The 13,311-nt window shown below is 68.5% G+C and carries 13 protein-coding genes; all 13 read left to right on the top strand.

The features are described 5' to 3' along the window. The first annotated feature begins 37 nt into the window (after window positions 1-37). The 13 genes from OG984_RS18505 to OG984_RS18445 are packed head-to-tail and all read left to right on the top strand — an operon-like array spanning window position 38 to window position 13,309. Window positions 38-394 (top strand): NADH-quinone oxidoreductase subunit A, encoded by a 357-nt coding sequence (locus OG984_RS18505; RefSeq protein ID WP_008356428.1) that lies wholly within the window; start codon window positions 38-40, stop codon window positions 392-394. A 1-nt stretch (window position 395) separates the two neighbouring features. Beyond that, window positions 396-950: a NuoB/complex I 20 kDa subunit family protein gene (locus OG984_RS18500; protein ID WP_328527687.1), complete on the top strand. Its 555-nt coding sequence runs from the start codon at window positions 396-398 to the stop codon at window positions 948-950. A gap of 23 nt (window positions 951-973) precedes the next feature. Then, entirely contained in the window at window positions 974-1,579 is a 606-nt protein-coding gene (locus OG984_RS18495) for an NADH-quinone oxidoreductase subunit C (RefSeq protein ID WP_328532371.1), read from the top strand. Then, a complete protein-coding gene (locus OG984_RS18490; protein ID WP_328527686.1) occupies window positions 1,576-2,892 on the top strand; it encodes an NADH-quinone oxidoreductase subunit D in 1,317 nt (438 codons plus the stop codon). Before OG984_RS18495 ends, OG984_RS18490 begins: the two co-directional genes overlap by 4 nt. Continuing rightward, complete coding sequence (nuoE, locus tag OG984_RS18485; RefSeq protein ID WP_328527685.1) at window positions 2,889-3,635, top strand: NADH-quinone oxidoreductase subunit NuoE; 747 nt, start codon at window positions 2,889-2,891, stop codon at window positions 3,633-3,635. Before OG984_RS18490 ends, nuoE begins: the two co-directional genes overlap by 4 nt. Then, window positions 3,628-4,983 carry an NADH-quinone oxidoreductase subunit NuoF gene (nuoF, locus tag OG984_RS18480; RefSeq protein WP_328527684.1) on the top strand — a complete coding sequence of 452 codons (1,356 nt, stop codon included), beginning with the start codon at window positions 3,628-3,630 and terminating at the stop codon, window positions 4,981-4,983. Before nuoE ends, nuoF begins: the two co-directional genes overlap by 8 nt. Continuing rightward, window positions 4,976-7,171, top strand: a complete 2,196-nt coding sequence (locus OG984_RS18475) for an NADH-quinone oxidoreductase subunit G (RefSeq protein WP_328527683.1) — start codon at window positions 4,976-4,978, stop codon at window positions 7,169-7,171. Before nuoF ends, OG984_RS18475 begins: the two co-directional genes overlap by 8 nt. Then, window positions 7,168-8,478, top strand: coding sequence for an NADH-quinone oxidoreductase subunit NuoH (nuoH, locus tag OG984_RS18470; protein WP_328527682.1), 1,311 nt, complete (start codon window positions 7,168-7,170; stop codon window positions 8,476-8,478). Before OG984_RS18475 ends, nuoH begins: the two co-directional genes overlap by 4 nt. Continuing rightward, on the top strand, window positions 8,475-9,014 hold the full coding sequence (gene nuoI, locus OG984_RS18465; RefSeq protein ID WP_328527681.1) for an NADH-quinone oxidoreductase subunit NuoI: 540 nt from the start codon (window positions 8,475-8,477) through the stop codon (window positions 9,012-9,014). The genes nuoH and nuoI overlap by 4 nt, the downstream gene beginning before the upstream one ends. Then, the gene (locus OG984_RS18460) at window positions 9,011-9,724 is read left to right on the top strand and encodes an NADH-quinone oxidoreductase subunit J (RefSeq protein WP_328527680.1); all 714 of its coding nucleotides are present in this window, start codon (window positions 9,011-9,013) and stop codon (window positions 9,722-9,724) included. Before nuoI ends, OG984_RS18460 begins: the two co-directional genes overlap by 4 nt. After that, window positions 9,721-10,026: an NADH-quinone oxidoreductase subunit NuoK gene (nuoK, locus tag OG984_RS18455; RefSeq protein ID WP_008356449.1), complete on the top strand. Its 306-nt coding sequence runs from the start codon at window positions 9,721-9,723 to the stop codon at window positions 10,024-10,026. Before OG984_RS18460 ends, nuoK begins: the two co-directional genes overlap by 4 nt. Beyond that, complete coding sequence (nuoL, locus tag OG984_RS18450) at window positions 10,020-11,885, top strand: NADH-quinone oxidoreductase subunit L (RefSeq protein ID WP_328527679.1); 1,866 nt, start codon at window positions 10,020-10,022, stop codon at window positions 11,883-11,885. The genes nuoK and nuoL overlap by 7 nt, the downstream gene beginning before the upstream one ends. Then, window positions 11,885-13,309 (top strand): complex I subunit 4 family protein, encoded by a 1,425-nt coding sequence (locus tag OG984_RS18445; protein ID WP_328527678.1) that lies wholly within the window; start codon window positions 11,885-11,887, stop codon window positions 13,307-13,309. The genes nuoL and OG984_RS18445 overlap by 1 nt, the downstream gene beginning before the upstream one ends. Window positions 13,310-13,311 lie beyond the last annotated feature (2 nt).

Genomic DNA, 13,311 nt, shown 5'->3' with positions numbered 1-13,311 from the left:
CTCAAGAAGGGGTGGGCCGCTCAGGGTAGGAGGCGAGATGGAGCTCTACGTGCCGGTGCTCGCGTTGGCGGGACTGGCGACGCTCTTCGCGGTCGGTTCGGTGATCATGAGCTCGGTCGTGGGACCGAGCCGTGCCAACCAGGCCAAGGCGGATCCCTACGAGTGCGGGATCGAGGCCACGCCGCAGGCGTTGGGCGGTCGTTTCCCGGTGAAGTACTACATCACCGCGATGCTCTTCATCATCTTCGACATCGAGATCATCTTCCTCTACCCGTGGGCCGTCAGGTTCGACGCGATGGGGTGGTTCGGCCTCGCGGAGATGGGCCTGTTCCTGCTGACCGTCTTTGTCGCGTACGCCTATGTGTGGCGTCGCGGTGGATTGGACTGGGACTGACATGGGTCTCGAAGAAAAGCTTCCGAGCGGGGTTCTGCTCACGACCGTCGAGGGCCTGGCGGGCTACTTCCGCAAGGCGAGCCTGTGGCCGGCGACGTTCGGGCTGGCCTGCTGCGCCATCGAGATGATGACCAGCGGTGGCCCGAAGTACGACCTCGCCCGTTACGGCATGGAGGTCTTCCGGGCGAGTCCCCGACAGGCCGACCTGATGATCGTGGCCGGCCGGGTGAGCCAGAAGATGGCGCCGGTGCTGCGGCAGATCTACGACCAGATGCCCGAGCCTAAGTGGGTGCTCGCGATGGGCGTCTGCGCCAGCAGCGGCGGGATGTTCAACAACTACGCGATCGTCCAGGGCGTCGACCACATCGTGCCCGTCGACATGTATCTCCCCGGCTGCCCGCCGCGCCCCGAGATGCTGATCGACGCGATCCTCAAGCTCCACGACAAGATCCAGGGCGGCTCGCTGGGCGTCAACGCCGAGCGCGAGGAGGTCGCGGCCGAGGCCGTGGCCCTGCGCCAGCTGCCGCTGATCGACCAGACGGGACTCCTGCGGTGAACGACCAGCACGACCCCAGCGGCATGTTCGGCGTGAGCGGCTCGGGCGACACCAGCGGTTACGCCGGTCTCACCCGCCGGCACGCGATGCCGAGCCGCACCAGCGACGTCGGGGTGCAGCCCTACGGCGGCTGGTTCAAGGAGATCGCCGACGCCCTCGCCTTCACCGGAGCGGAGGCGGTCATCCACCGCGGTGAGCTGACCTTCCACGTACGCCGCGAGCAGCTGCTCGAGGCCCTGCAGGTGCTCCGCGACGAGCTGCGCTTCGAGCTCTGCTCCGGGGTGTCCGGGGTGCACTACCCCGCTGACCAGGGCAAAGAGCTGCATGCGGTCTACCACCTGCTCTCGATGACCTACAACCGCCGGGTGCGGGTCGAGACGAGCGCCCCCGACGAGGACCCGCACGTGCCGAGCGGGGTGGGCATCTACCCGACGCTCGACTGGCACGAGCGCGAGACCTACGACATGTTCGGGATCGTCTTCGACGGCCACCCGGGGCTGACCCGGATCCTGATGCCCGACGACTGGCCGGGCCACCCGCAGCGCAAGGACTACCCGCTGGGCGGGATCCCCGTCGAATACAAGGGCGCGACGATCCCGCCGCCGGACACTCGCAGGAGCTACTCATGACCGCGACAGAGGCTGACGAGGGCCGTACGTTCACCGTCACCGGCCAGGACTGGGACGAGCTGACCGACGCCCTCAAGGACGTCAAGGACGAGCGGATCGTCGTCAACATGGGCCCGCAGCACCCCTCGACCCACGGGGTGCTCCGGCTGATCCTCGAGCTCGAGGGCGAGACCGTCACCGAGGCACGCGCCGGGATCGGCTACCTCCACACGGGCATCGAGAAGAACATGGAGTTCCGCTCCTGGACCCAGGGCACGACCTTCGTCACCCGGATGGACTACCTCTCGCCGATCTTCAACGAGACGGCGTACGTCCTCGGGGTGGAGAAGCTGCTCGGCATCGGCGACGAGGTGCCGGAGAAGGCCGACGTCATCCGAGTCATGCTGATGGAGCTCAACCGGATCTCATCCCACCTGGTGGCGATCGCGACCGGTGGCATGGAGCTCGGCGCCCTGACCGTGATGACGATCGGGTTCCGCGAGCGTGAGCTGTGCCTGGACCTGTTCGAGTTCATCACCGGGCTGCGGATGAACCACGCCTACATCCGTCCCGGCGGCGTCGCCCAGGACGTCCCGGAGGGCACCGTCGCCCGGGTGAGCGAGTTCATCGAGCTGATGAAGACCCGGCTGCACGAGTACGCCGCGCTCTGCAACGCCAACCCGATCTTCAAGGGCCGCCTGGAGCAGGTCGGCTACCTCGACCTGGAGGGCTGCCTCGCGCTCGGTCTGACCGGCCCGATCCTGCGGAGCACCGGCTACCCGTGGGACCTGCGCAAGACCCAGCCCTACTCCGGCTACCAGGACTACGACTTCGAGGTCATCACCTGGGACACCTGCGACTCCTACGGGCGGTTCCGGGTGCGGCTGGCCGAGATGTGGGAGTCGTTGCGGATCATGGAGCAGGCGCTCAAGAGGCTCGAGGACCTCGACGGCGCCCCCGTGATGGTCGCCGACAAGAAGATCGCCTGGCCCTCGCAGCTCTCCGTCGGCCCCGACGGCCAGGGCAACTCCCTCGACCACATCCGCCACATCATGGGCGAGTCGATGGAGGCGCTGATCCACCACTTCAAGCTGGTGACCGAGGGCTTCCGGGTGCCGGCAGGCCAGGCGTACGCCGCGATCGAGTCGCCGCGTGGAGAGCTCGGCGCCCACGTGGTCAGCGACGGCGGCACCAAGCCTTTCCGGGTCCACTTCCGGGACCCGTCGTTCACCAACCTCCAAGCCACCAGCGTGATGTCCGAGGGCGGCATGGTGGCCGACGTGATCGTGGCGATCGCGTCCATCGACCCGGTGATGGGAGGCGTCGACCGATGACGCTTGCTGCTGAGACCTACGACGAGCTGCGCGAGATCGCGGCTCGCTACCCGCAGGCCCGCTCGGGCCTGCTGCCCATGCTCCATCTGGTGCAGTCGGTCGAGGGTCGGGTCACGCCCGAAGGGATCCAGGCCTGCGCCGAGGTCCTCGGGCTCACCCCGGCCGAGGTGAGCGGGGTTGCGACCTTCTACACGATGTACAAGCGCCACCCTGTCGGCACCCACCACGTCGGCGTCTGCACCAACACGCTGTGCGCGGTCATGGGTGGCGACGAGATCTTCGCCTGCCTGCGCGAGAAGCTCGAGGTGGGCAACGACGAGACCACCGCCGACGGTGCGATCACGCTCGAGCACATCGAGTGCAACGCTGCCTGCGACTACGCGCCGGTGGTGATGGTCAACTGGGAGTTCTTCGACAACCAGACGCCGGAGTCGGCCTCGCAGCTGGTCGACGACCTGCGTGAGGGCCGTGAGGTCGTGGCCTCCCGCGGTGCGCGGATCACGAGCTGGCGCGAGGCCGAGCGGGTCCTGGCCGGCTTCGAGGACGGCCTCGTCGACGAGGGCCCGGCCGCCGGGTCGGCGTCGCGGGTCGGGCTGGAGCTGGCGCGTGAGCGCGGCTGGGCGGCCCCGGGCGACGCACGCGGCTCGGCCGATATCCCGGAGAAGCTGCCCGAAGCCGTCGAGGTGGCCGACACCCGTCGCGCCGAGTCGGAGACGATCGCCGAGGAGGCGTCCGATGACTGACACGCTGACCCCGGTCCTGACCGCCAACTGGGGCGACGAGCGGGCCTGGACGCTGCCCGCCTACACCGCCACCGGCGGCTACGAGGCGCTCGACATCGCGCTCGGGATGGCTCCCGTGGACGTACAGACCGCGGTCAAGGACTCCGGTCTCCGCGGCCGCGGCGGCGCCGGCTTCCCGACGGGGGTGAAGTGGGGCTTCCTGCCGCCGCCCGACCCCGAGAACCCCAAGCCGCGCTACCTGGTGGTCAACGCCGACGAGTCCGAGCCGGGCACCTGCAAGGACATCCCGCTCATGATGGCCTCGCCCCACACCCTGGTCGAGGGCGTGATCATCTCCTCCTACGCCATCCGTGCGGAGCGTGCCTTCATCTACGTACGCGGCGAGGTGCTGCACGTGATCCGGCGGCTGCAGGCCGCGGTCCGTGAGGCCTACGCGGCCGGCCACCTCGGCAAGAACATCCACGGCTCCGGGTACGACCTCGAGCTGGTCGTGCACGCGGGCGCCGGGGCCTACATCTGTGGCGAGGAGACCGCGCTGCTCGACTCGCTCGAGGGACGTCGCGGGCAGCCGAGGCTGCGTCCGCCGTTTCCGGCCGTCGCCGGTCTCTACGCGAGCCCGACCGTGATCAACAACGCGGAGTCGATCGCCTCGGTGCCGGCGATCGTGAAGAACGGCGCCTCCTGGTTCGCGGGAATGGGCACCGAGAAGTCGGCCGGCGTCGGCATCTTCTCGCTCTCCGGTCACGTCAAGAAGCCCGGTCAGTACGAGGCTCCGCTCGGCATCACGCTGCGCCAGCTGATCGAGCTGGCCGGTGGCGTACGCGAGGGGCACGAGCTGAAGTTCTGGACCCCCGGTGGCTCCTCGACACCGCTGTTCACCCAGGAGCACCTGGACGTGACGCTGGACTTCGAAGGCGTCGCGGCGGCGGGCTCGATGCTCGGCACCCGCGCGCTGCAGATCTTCGACGACTCCGTCTGCGTGGTCCGTGCGGTGCTGCGGTGGACGGAGTTCTACAAGCACGAGTCGTGCGGCAAGTGCACCCCGTGCCGCGAGGGCACCTGGTGGCTGGTGCAGGTGCTGGAGCGGCTGGAGAAGGGCGACGGCAAACCCGAAGACCTCGACCTGCTGCTCGACCAGTGCGACAACATCCTCGGCCGCTCGTTCTGTGCGCTGGGTGACGGTGCGACGAGCCCGATCACCTCCTCGATCAAGTACTTCCGAGACGAATACCTGGCCCACCTCGAGCAGGGCGGCTGCCCGTTCGACCCGGCCGCGTCGACTGCATGGGCGGATCCGGTGGTCGAGCTTGTCGAGACCACCCGCGAGGAGGCAGTCGACCATGACTGACGTGACGCTGAAGATCGACGGCACCGATGTGACCGTGCCCGAAGGGACTCTCGTGATCCGGGCCGCCGAGGAGGCCGGGATCGAGATCCCGCGGTTCTGCGACCACCCGCTGCTGGCTCCCGTCGGTGCCTGCCGGCAGTGCCTGGTGGACATCCCCGACGCCGGCAACGGCCGGGGTTTCCCGAAGCCGCAGGCCTCGTGCACGATCCCGGTCGCCGAGGGCATGGTGGTGGAGACGCAGAACTCCACGGCCGTGAAGGCGCAGCACGGGATCATGGAGTTCCTCCTGGTCAACCACCCGCTGGACTGTCCGGTGTGCGACAAGGGCGGCGAGTGCCCGCTGCAGAACCAGGCGATGTCCCACGGGCAGGGGGAGACCCGGTTCGAGGGGACGAAGCGTACGTTCCCCAAGCCCATCAACCTCTCGCCCAACGTCTTGCTCGACCGTGAGCGGTGCATCGTCTGCCAGCGCTGTACCCGCTTCGCCGCCGAGATCCCGGGCGACCCGGGGATCGCGCTGATCCAGCGTGGTGCGCAGCAGCAGATCGGCATCGCCGACGACAAGCCGTTCTCGTCCTACTTCTCCGGCAACGTCATCCAGATCTGCCCGGTCGGTGCGCTGACCAGCGACGACTACCGGTTCCGGGCCCGCCCCTTCGACCTCGTCTCGACCCCGGGCGTCGCCGAGCACGACGCCTGTGGCGCCGCGATCCGCATCGACCACCGTCGGGGCAAGGTCATGCGCCGCCTCGCCGGCAACGACCCCGAGGTCAACGAAGAGTGGATCTCCGACAAGGACCGCTTCGGCTTCCGCTACGCCGTCCGTGACCGGCTCACCTCGCCGATGGTGCGCGAGGACGGCGAGCTCCGGCCGGCGTCCTGGCTGGAGGCTGTCGCCGTCGCCGCCCAGGGTCTGGCCGGTGCCGGCTCGGTGGGTGTGCTGCCCGGCGGCCGGCTGACGCTGGAGGACGCGAAGGCCTACGCGGCCTTCGCCCGCGACACGCTCCGCACGCCTCACATCGACTTCCGTGCCCGGCCGCTGTCGGAGGAGGAGACAGGTTTCCTCCGCTCGCGGGTGGCGGGCACGAGCGTCACCTACGCGGATCTCGACGCCGCCGACCATGTCGTCCTGGTCGGGCTCGAGCCCGAGGACGAGGCCGGCACACTCTTCCTGCGGCTGCGCAAGGCCAACCGAAAGGGCCTGCGGATCACCGCCCTGAGCGCGTACGCATCGGAGGGCTCCCGCAAGCTGGGAGCCGAGGTCGTCCTGACCGCTCCCGGCGCCGAGAAGGACGTGTTGTCGCAGGTCAGCGGGGTCACCGAGGCTTCGGTGATCCTGGTCGGCGAACGGCTGGCCACCAGCCCCGGCGGCTACTCCGCCGCGGCCGATCTCGCCGACCGCACCGGCGCCAGGCTCGCCTGGGTGCCGCGTCGCGCCGGCGACCGGGGCGCGGTCGAGGCCGACCTGCTCCCGGGCGAGGGCGGTCTCGACGCCGACGCCATGGTCCGAGCCGGCCTCGATGCCCTCGTGGTCGCCGGCGTGGACCCCGACGACACCGCCGACCCGGCCGCCTTCCTGGCGGCCCTGGACCAGGCCGGCTTCGTGGTCAGCCTCGAGCAGCGGGTCACCGCCGTGACCGAGCGTGCCGACGTCGTACTCCCTGTTGCCACCGCCTCGGAGAAGGCCGGCACGTTCGTCACCTGGGAAGGCCGCCGCCGCCCGTTCGAGAAGGTCTTCGACAAGCCCGCGGCCTACTCCGACGCCGAGGTCCTCGCCCACATCACCGCCGAGTTCGCACAATTGGGCGCCGAGTCCGCAGAAGTGGCGGACGAAACTGTCGTCTCGTCGCCCACAACTACCGACTCGGCCGCCACAACTACCGATTCGGCGGGGCTCCGGCTGGCGACCTGGCATCTGATGCTCGACAACGGGACGCTGCAGAGCGGTGACAAGGCGCTGGCGGCGACCGCCCGCCCCGCTTTCGTACGCCTCCCGGCGGCGCTCCACGCGGAGCTCGGTGACGTTGTGACGGTCACCGGTGACCGGGGGAGCTGGACGCTTCCGGCGCTGCCGGCCGAGATGGCGGACGGCACCGTGTGGGTGCCGACGAACAGCTTCGGGCGCGGTGTCTGGGCCGACCTCGCCTCGCCGGGTTCGACCGTGACAGTTGAGGGGGCACAGCAGTGAACGGGCTGGAGCAGTTCGGCCAGGACCCCTGGTGGATCATCGCGATCAAGGTGCTGCTGGTCTTCGTGGTCTGCGTCGTGCTGACGCTGTTCAACATCTGGTGGGAGCGCAAGGTCGTGGCCCGGATGCAGCACCGCATCGGCCCGAACCGGCACGGACCGTTCGGTCTGTTGCAGTCCCTCGCCGACGGCGTGAAGCTGGCGCTCAAGGAGGACCTGACCCCGGAGAAGGCCGACAAGATCGTCTTCATCACCGCGCCGATCCTGGCCACGGTGCCGGCGTTCGTGACGTTCTCGGTGATCCCGTTCGGCCCGGAGGTCAACCTCTTCGGTGTCCAGACGCCGCTGCAGCTGACCGACATGCCGGTCGCGGTGCTGTTCGTGATGGCGATCGCCAGCATCGGCATCTACGGGATCGTCCTCGGTGGGTGGGCCTCGGGCTCGACCTACTCGCTGCTGGGAGGCCTGCGCAGCAGCGCTCAGATGATCTCGTACGAGGTGAGCATGGGCCTGGCGCTCGTCACCGTCTTCCTGATGGCCGGCAGTCTGTCCACGAGCCAGATCGTCGCGGCGCAGCAGGACTGGTGGTTCGGCGCGCTGCTGCTGCCGTCCTTCCTGATCTACTGCATCTCGATGGTCGGCGAGACGAACCGCGCGCCGTTCGACCTCCCCGAGGCGGAGGGCGAGCTCGTCGGTGGTTTCCACACCGAATACTCCAGCCTGAAGTTCGCGCTCTTCTTCCTGGCCGAATACATCAACATGGCCACCGTCAGCGCGCTCGCCACGACGCTGTTCCTCGGCGGCTGGCGAGCCCCGCTCGGCCTCGGCACCATCTGGGCCGGCGCCAACGAGGGCTACTGGCCGGTGCTGTGGTTCTTCCTGAAGATGTTCTTCTTCATCTGGATCTTCATCTGGCTGCGCGGCACCCTGCCGCGACTGCGCTACGACCAGTTCATGTCGCTCGGCTGGAAGGTCCTGCTGCCGGCGAGCCTCGCCTGGATCGTCGTCGTCGCGGTCATCAAGATGGCCGCCATCGAGGGCGGCTTCAGTCCCAACTGGATCCTCTTCGGCTTCGGTCTGGCCATCACGGTGGTCGTGGTGCTCGGCTTCCTCAACCGGCTTCCGGAGAAGGAGGCCCAGGTCAGCACTCCGACCGGCGGCTTCCCGACGCCCGCGCTGCCGCAGGGCGGCGCCGTGCGAGGTGCCGCCCAGCCGCTGGTATTCGGACCTCCGTCGGGTGCCAACGGCGTACGCACTTCGACAGGCTCAGCACACCGCATTCTTCCCTCTCCTGAGGAGGCAAAGTGAGCAACGACGACCGCACGTTCAAGGAGCGCTTCTGGGACCCGGTGAGCGGGTTCGCGGTGACGTTCGGGACGCAGTTCAAGAAGCCGGTCACCGAGCAGTACCCGCAGCAGAAGGAGCCGACCGAGGAGCGTTTCCACGGCCGCCACCAGCTCAACCGGCACCCCGACGGCCTGGAGAAGTGCGTCGGCTGCGAGCTGTGCGCGTGGGCCTGTCCGGCCGACGCCATCTACGTCGAGGGTGCGGAGAACACCGAGGAGGAGCGCTACTCGCCGGGTGAGCGCTACGGCCGCGTCTACCAGATCAACTACCTGCGCTGCATCCTGTGCGGGCTGTGCATCGAGGCCTGCCCGACGCGGGCGCTGACGATGACCAACGAGTACGAGCTCGCCGACACCTCGCGCGAGAGCCTGATCTACGAGAAGCAGGACCTGCTCGCACCGCTCGAGGACGGAATGGAGGCGCCTCCCCACCCGATGTTCCTCGGCAACGACGACACCTCCTACTACGCACCGGAGCCTAAGGAGCGAGTCCAGTGAGCTTCGTCATCCTCGCCTCGGTCACGGTGATCGCGGCGCTGGGCCTGCTCTTCGCGCGCAAGCCCGTGCACGCCGCGCTGTCGCTGGCGGTCGTCATGGTCGGGCTCGCGATGATCTACGCGACGCTGGAGGCGCCGTTCCTGTTCGCCGTGCAGATCGTGGTCTACACCGGCGCGATCCTGATGCTGTTCCTGTTCGTGATCATGCTGGTCGGCGTCGACACCTCCGACCGGCTCAAGGAGACGATCGCGGGGCAGAAGGTGCTCGCGGTCATCCTCGGGGTCGGGCTGGGCGCGACGCTGATCGCGGGCGTCGGCCAGGCGAGCATCGCCACCATGCGCGGTCTGTCCAGCGCCAACGCGGGTGGCAACGTACAGCGCCTCGCGGACCTCCTCTTCTCTCGCTACGTGATCGCCTTCGAAGCGACCAGCGCGCTGCTGATCACCGCCGCGATCGGGGCGATGGTGCTGGCCCACCGCGAGCGGATCGACCCGAAGCAGAGCCAGAGCGACCTGGCCCGCCAGCGGGTCGCCGACTACGCGAAGAGCGGCAAGCACCTCGGCCCGCTGCCCCCACCGGGCACCTTCGCGCGCCACAACAGCAACGACACCCCGGCGCTGCTGCCGGACGGGTCGCAGAGCACGAAGTCGGTCCCGGCGATCCTCGCGGGTGGGGCGAACGGCACGAGTGACGAGGGGCAGGGCGAATGACAGACAACACCACGGCGTACGTCATCTTGTCCGCCATCCTCTTCACGATCGGCACGATCGGAGTGCTGACCAGGCGAAACGCGATCGTCGTCTTCATGTGCGTCGAGCTCATGCTCAACGCCGCCAACCTGGCCCTGGTGGCGTTCAGCCGGATGCACGGCAACCTCGACGGGCAGGTGACGGCGTTCTTCGTGATGGTCGTCGCGGCCGCTGAGGTGGTCGTCGGGCTGGCCATCATCATGACCATCTTCCGCACCAGAAACACGGCTTCGGTCGACGAGCCAAGGATGCTCAAGTGGTGAATCCTGTTGAGGCCAGCGGCGTCTTCTCGCTGATCTGGCTGGTCATCGCGCTGCCCCTGGCCGGCGCTGCTCTGATCCTGATCGGCCGGCCGCTGGCTCCGGCGCTCTTCGACCGGATCGGGCACTGGCTCGCGGTCGTGCTCGCCGGTGCGTCCTTCGTGCTGTCGCTCGTCCTCTTCATCGCCGCGTTCGGTCGCGACGAGGAGAGCAGGCAGGTCGTCCAGCACCTCTACACCTGGTTCGACACCGGTGATCTGTCGGTGGGCTTCGACCTGCTCTACGACCAGCTCTCCAGCCTGTTCCTGCTGCTCATCACCGGGGTCGGCACGCTGATCCACGTCTACTCGGTCGGCTACATGGCCCACGACGAGCGGCGCACCCGGTTCTTCGGCTACCTCAACCTGTTCCTCGCCGCGATGCTGATGCTGGTCCTGGCGGAGAACTACGTCGGCCTCTTCCTCGGCTGGGAGGGCGTCGGTCTGGCGTCCTACCTGCTGATCGGCTTCTGGCAGCACAAGCCGTCCGCGGCCGCCGCCGCGAAGAAGGCGTTCGTGATGAACAGGGTCGGCGACATGGGTCTCTCGCTGGCGATCGCGCTGTCCTTCGTCACCTTCGGGTCGACGTCCTTCTCCGCGATCGACATCAGCGACACGACCACCACGACCCTCAACTGGCTCGGCATCCTGCTGCTGGTCGGCGCCTGCGGAAAGTCCGCCCAGGTGCCGCTGCAGGGCTGGCTGCTCGACGCGATGGAGGGCCCGACGCCCGTCTCGGCGCTGATCCACGCGGCGACCATGGTGACCGCGGGCGTCTACCTGATCGTCCGCAGCAGCGCGATCTTCGACGCCGCCGAGGCCGCCTCGACCGCCGTCGTGGTCGTCGCCCTGGTGACGATCATCTGGGGTGCCGCGATCTCCTGCGTGAAGGACGACATCAAGAAGGTCCTGGCCGGTTCGACGATGAGCCAGATCGGCTACATGATGCTGGCCGCCGGCCTGGGTGGGCCGGGCTACGCGTTCGCGATCTTCCACCTGCTCACCCACGGCTTCTTCAAGGCCAACATGTTCCTCGGCGCAGGCTCCCTGATGCACGGCATGAACGACGACGTGAACCTCAAGCACTACGGCGCCCTCAGCCGGGCGCTGCCTGTTACGTTCCTGACCTTCGCGATGGGCTACCTGGCGATCATCGGCTTCCCCGGCTTCGCCGGCTTCTGGTCGAAGGACAAGATCCTCGAGGTCGCCTTCGCCGAGAGCTGGCTGGTCGGCATCATCGCCCTGCTGGCCGCCGGCGTGACCGCGTTCTACATGACCCGCCTGATGATGCTCGCCTTCTTCGGCCGCAAGCGGTGGCCCGAGGGCGTACATCCGCACGAGTCGCCGCGGATCATGACCGGGCCGCTCGTCGTCCTCGCCGCGCTGTCGGTCCTCGGCGGTGTGTTCGCGCTCGGCGGTTGGATCGAGCACTGGCTCGAGCCGGTCGTGGCCATCGGCCACGCCGAGCACCACGGTCCGCTCCCGGTCTGGGCGACCTCCGTCCTCGCGGTGCTCGTGGTCGCGATCGGCGTCGCGGCCGCCGGGTTCGTCTTCGGGCGCCGCCCGGCCACGACCGAGCCGACTCCCTACCTGCACGTCCCGCACATCGAGGACGTCGTGGTGCCGCCCGGGATGGCGATCACCCGCGGCGCCCTGGCGACCGACAAGTACGCCGTCGACGGCCTGATGAGCGGTGGCCCGATCGCCCTGGCAGCGATCGCCGGTGAGCTCCGCAAGGCACAGACCGGCTACGTACGCTCCTATGCCCTCTCCGTCCTCGGTGGCACTGTGCTGGTGACCCTCGCGATCCTGGTGGTCAACTGATGCTGACAACTCTCGTCCTCATCCCGTTCGTGGGCGCGCTGGTCACCGCGGTGATGCCGGCCCGGCCCAAGCTGTGGGCCTTCGGCTTCGCGATCGCCACCCTGATCGCCGGTCTCGTCACGATGTTCACGGCCCCCGACACCGACGTCGTCTGGATGGAGCCGCTCGGCGTCCACTGGGCGCTCGAGATGGACGGCTTCGGCAAGCTGATGGTGCTGCTGACCGTCGTCCTGGTCCCGCTGGTGATGGTGGCGGCGGTCAAGGACCACGACAAGCGGTGGTACGCCTGGGCGCTGGCCCTGGAGGCCTTCGCGCTGCTCACCTTCCTGGCCGCCGATCTGTTCGTCTTCTACATCGCCTTCGAGGCGACGCTGATCCCGGCGTACTTCATGATCGGCCAGCACGGCGGGCCCAACCGGGCCAAGGCCGCGCTCAAGTTCCTGATGTTCCAGCTCGGCGGCGGACTCGTGCTGCTCGGTGCGCTGATCGGGTTCTTCGTGGTCTCCTCGGAGGCCGGTGCGCCGTCCTACCTGATCAGCGACCTGGCCCGGCTCGACATCGGCACCACCGCCGAGCGCTGGATCTTCGTGGCGATGTTCATCGCGTTCGCGGTCAAGGCGCCGCTGTTCCCGGTGCACACCTGGCTGGCCGACACGACCGAGCAGGCCACGACGCCGACCTCGGTGCTCCTGGTGTGCGTCCTCGACAAGATCGGCACCTTCGGCATGATCCGGCTCTGCCTGGGTCTGGTGCCGGAGGCCTCCGCCTGGGCGACGCCCGTCGTCATCGTGCTGGCGCTGATCTCGATCGTCTACGGCGCGGTGCTCGCGATCGGGCAGGACGACCTGCTCCGCCTGATCGGTCTGACCTCGCTGAGCCACTTCGGGCTGATCACGCTCGGCATCTTCGCGGCGACCCGCGAGGGCCTGGTCGGCGCGATCCTCTACATGGTCAACCACGGGGTCGCGACCGCGGCGATGTTCCTGATCGCCGGATTCCTGATCGCTCGCAAGGGCACCGCCTCGATCTCCTCGATGCAGGGGCTGGAGAAGGCCACCCCGGTGCTCGCCGGCACGTTCCTGATCGCCGGACTGGCCACCGCCGGCCTTCCCGGGCTGTCCCAGTTCGTCTCCGAGATCATGGTCCTGATCAGCGCGTTCGACTACCACTGGCTGGTCGGCGTCATCGCGGTCACCGCGATCGTGCTTGCCGCGATCTACGTGCTGTGGGCCTACCAGCGGATCTTCACCGGGCCCGCCCAGCTCTCCCGGAGACCGGTCCGCGACCTCGACCGGCGGGAGGTCGGCGTACTCGTGCCGCTGCTGGTCGCGCTCTTCTTCTTCGGCTTCGTCCCTGGACCGCTGATCTCGGCGGCCCAGCCGGTCGTGGCTCCTCTTGTTGATGTCATCCAGGCAGGTGAGTGACG

This window comes from Nocardioides sp. NBC_00368 (assembly GCF_036090055.1).
Classification (GTDB): domain Bacteria; phylum Actinomycetota; class Actinomycetes; order Propionibacteriales; family Nocardioidaceae; genus Nocardioides.
The sequence above is the reverse complement of the archived record's forward strand: the minus strand, read 5'-3'. Positions and strand labels throughout refer to the sequence as shown.

Bases quoted from the DNA above. Each gene is read 5' to 3' on its own strand.
- OG984_RS18505 (WP_008356428.1), top strand. From the start codon at position 38: ATGGAGCTCTACGTGCCGGTGCTCGCGTTGGCGGGACTGGCGACGCTC.
- OG984_RS18500 (WP_328527687.1), top strand. From the start codon at position 396: ATGGGTCTCGAAGAAAAGCTTCCGAGCGGGGTTCTGCTCACGACCGTC.
- OG984_RS18495 (WP_328532371.1), top strand. From the start codon at position 974: ATGTTCGGCGTGAGCGGCTCGGGCGACACCAGCGGTTACGCCGGTCTC.
- OG984_RS18490 (WP_328527686.1), top strand. From the start codon at position 1,576: ATGACCGCGACAGAGGCTGACGAGGGCCGTACGTTCACCGTCACCGGC.
- nuoE (WP_328527685.1), top strand. From the start codon at position 2,889: ATGACGCTTGCTGCTGAGACCTACGACGAGCTGCGCGAGATCGCGGCT.
- nuoF (WP_328527684.1), top strand. From the start codon at position 3,628: ATGACTGACACGCTGACCCCGGTCCTGACCGCCAACTGGGGCGACGAG.
- OG984_RS18475 (WP_328527683.1), top strand. From the start codon at position 4,976: ATGACTGACGTGACGCTGAAGATCGACGGCACCGATGTGACCGTGCCC.
- nuoK (WP_008356449.1), top strand. From the start codon at position 9,721: ATGACAGACAACACCACGGCGTACGTCATCTTGTCCGCCATCCTCTTC.
- OG984_RS18445 (WP_328527678.1), top strand. From the start codon at position 11,885: ATGCTGACAACTCTCGTCCTCATCCCGTTCGTGGGCGCGCTGGTCACC.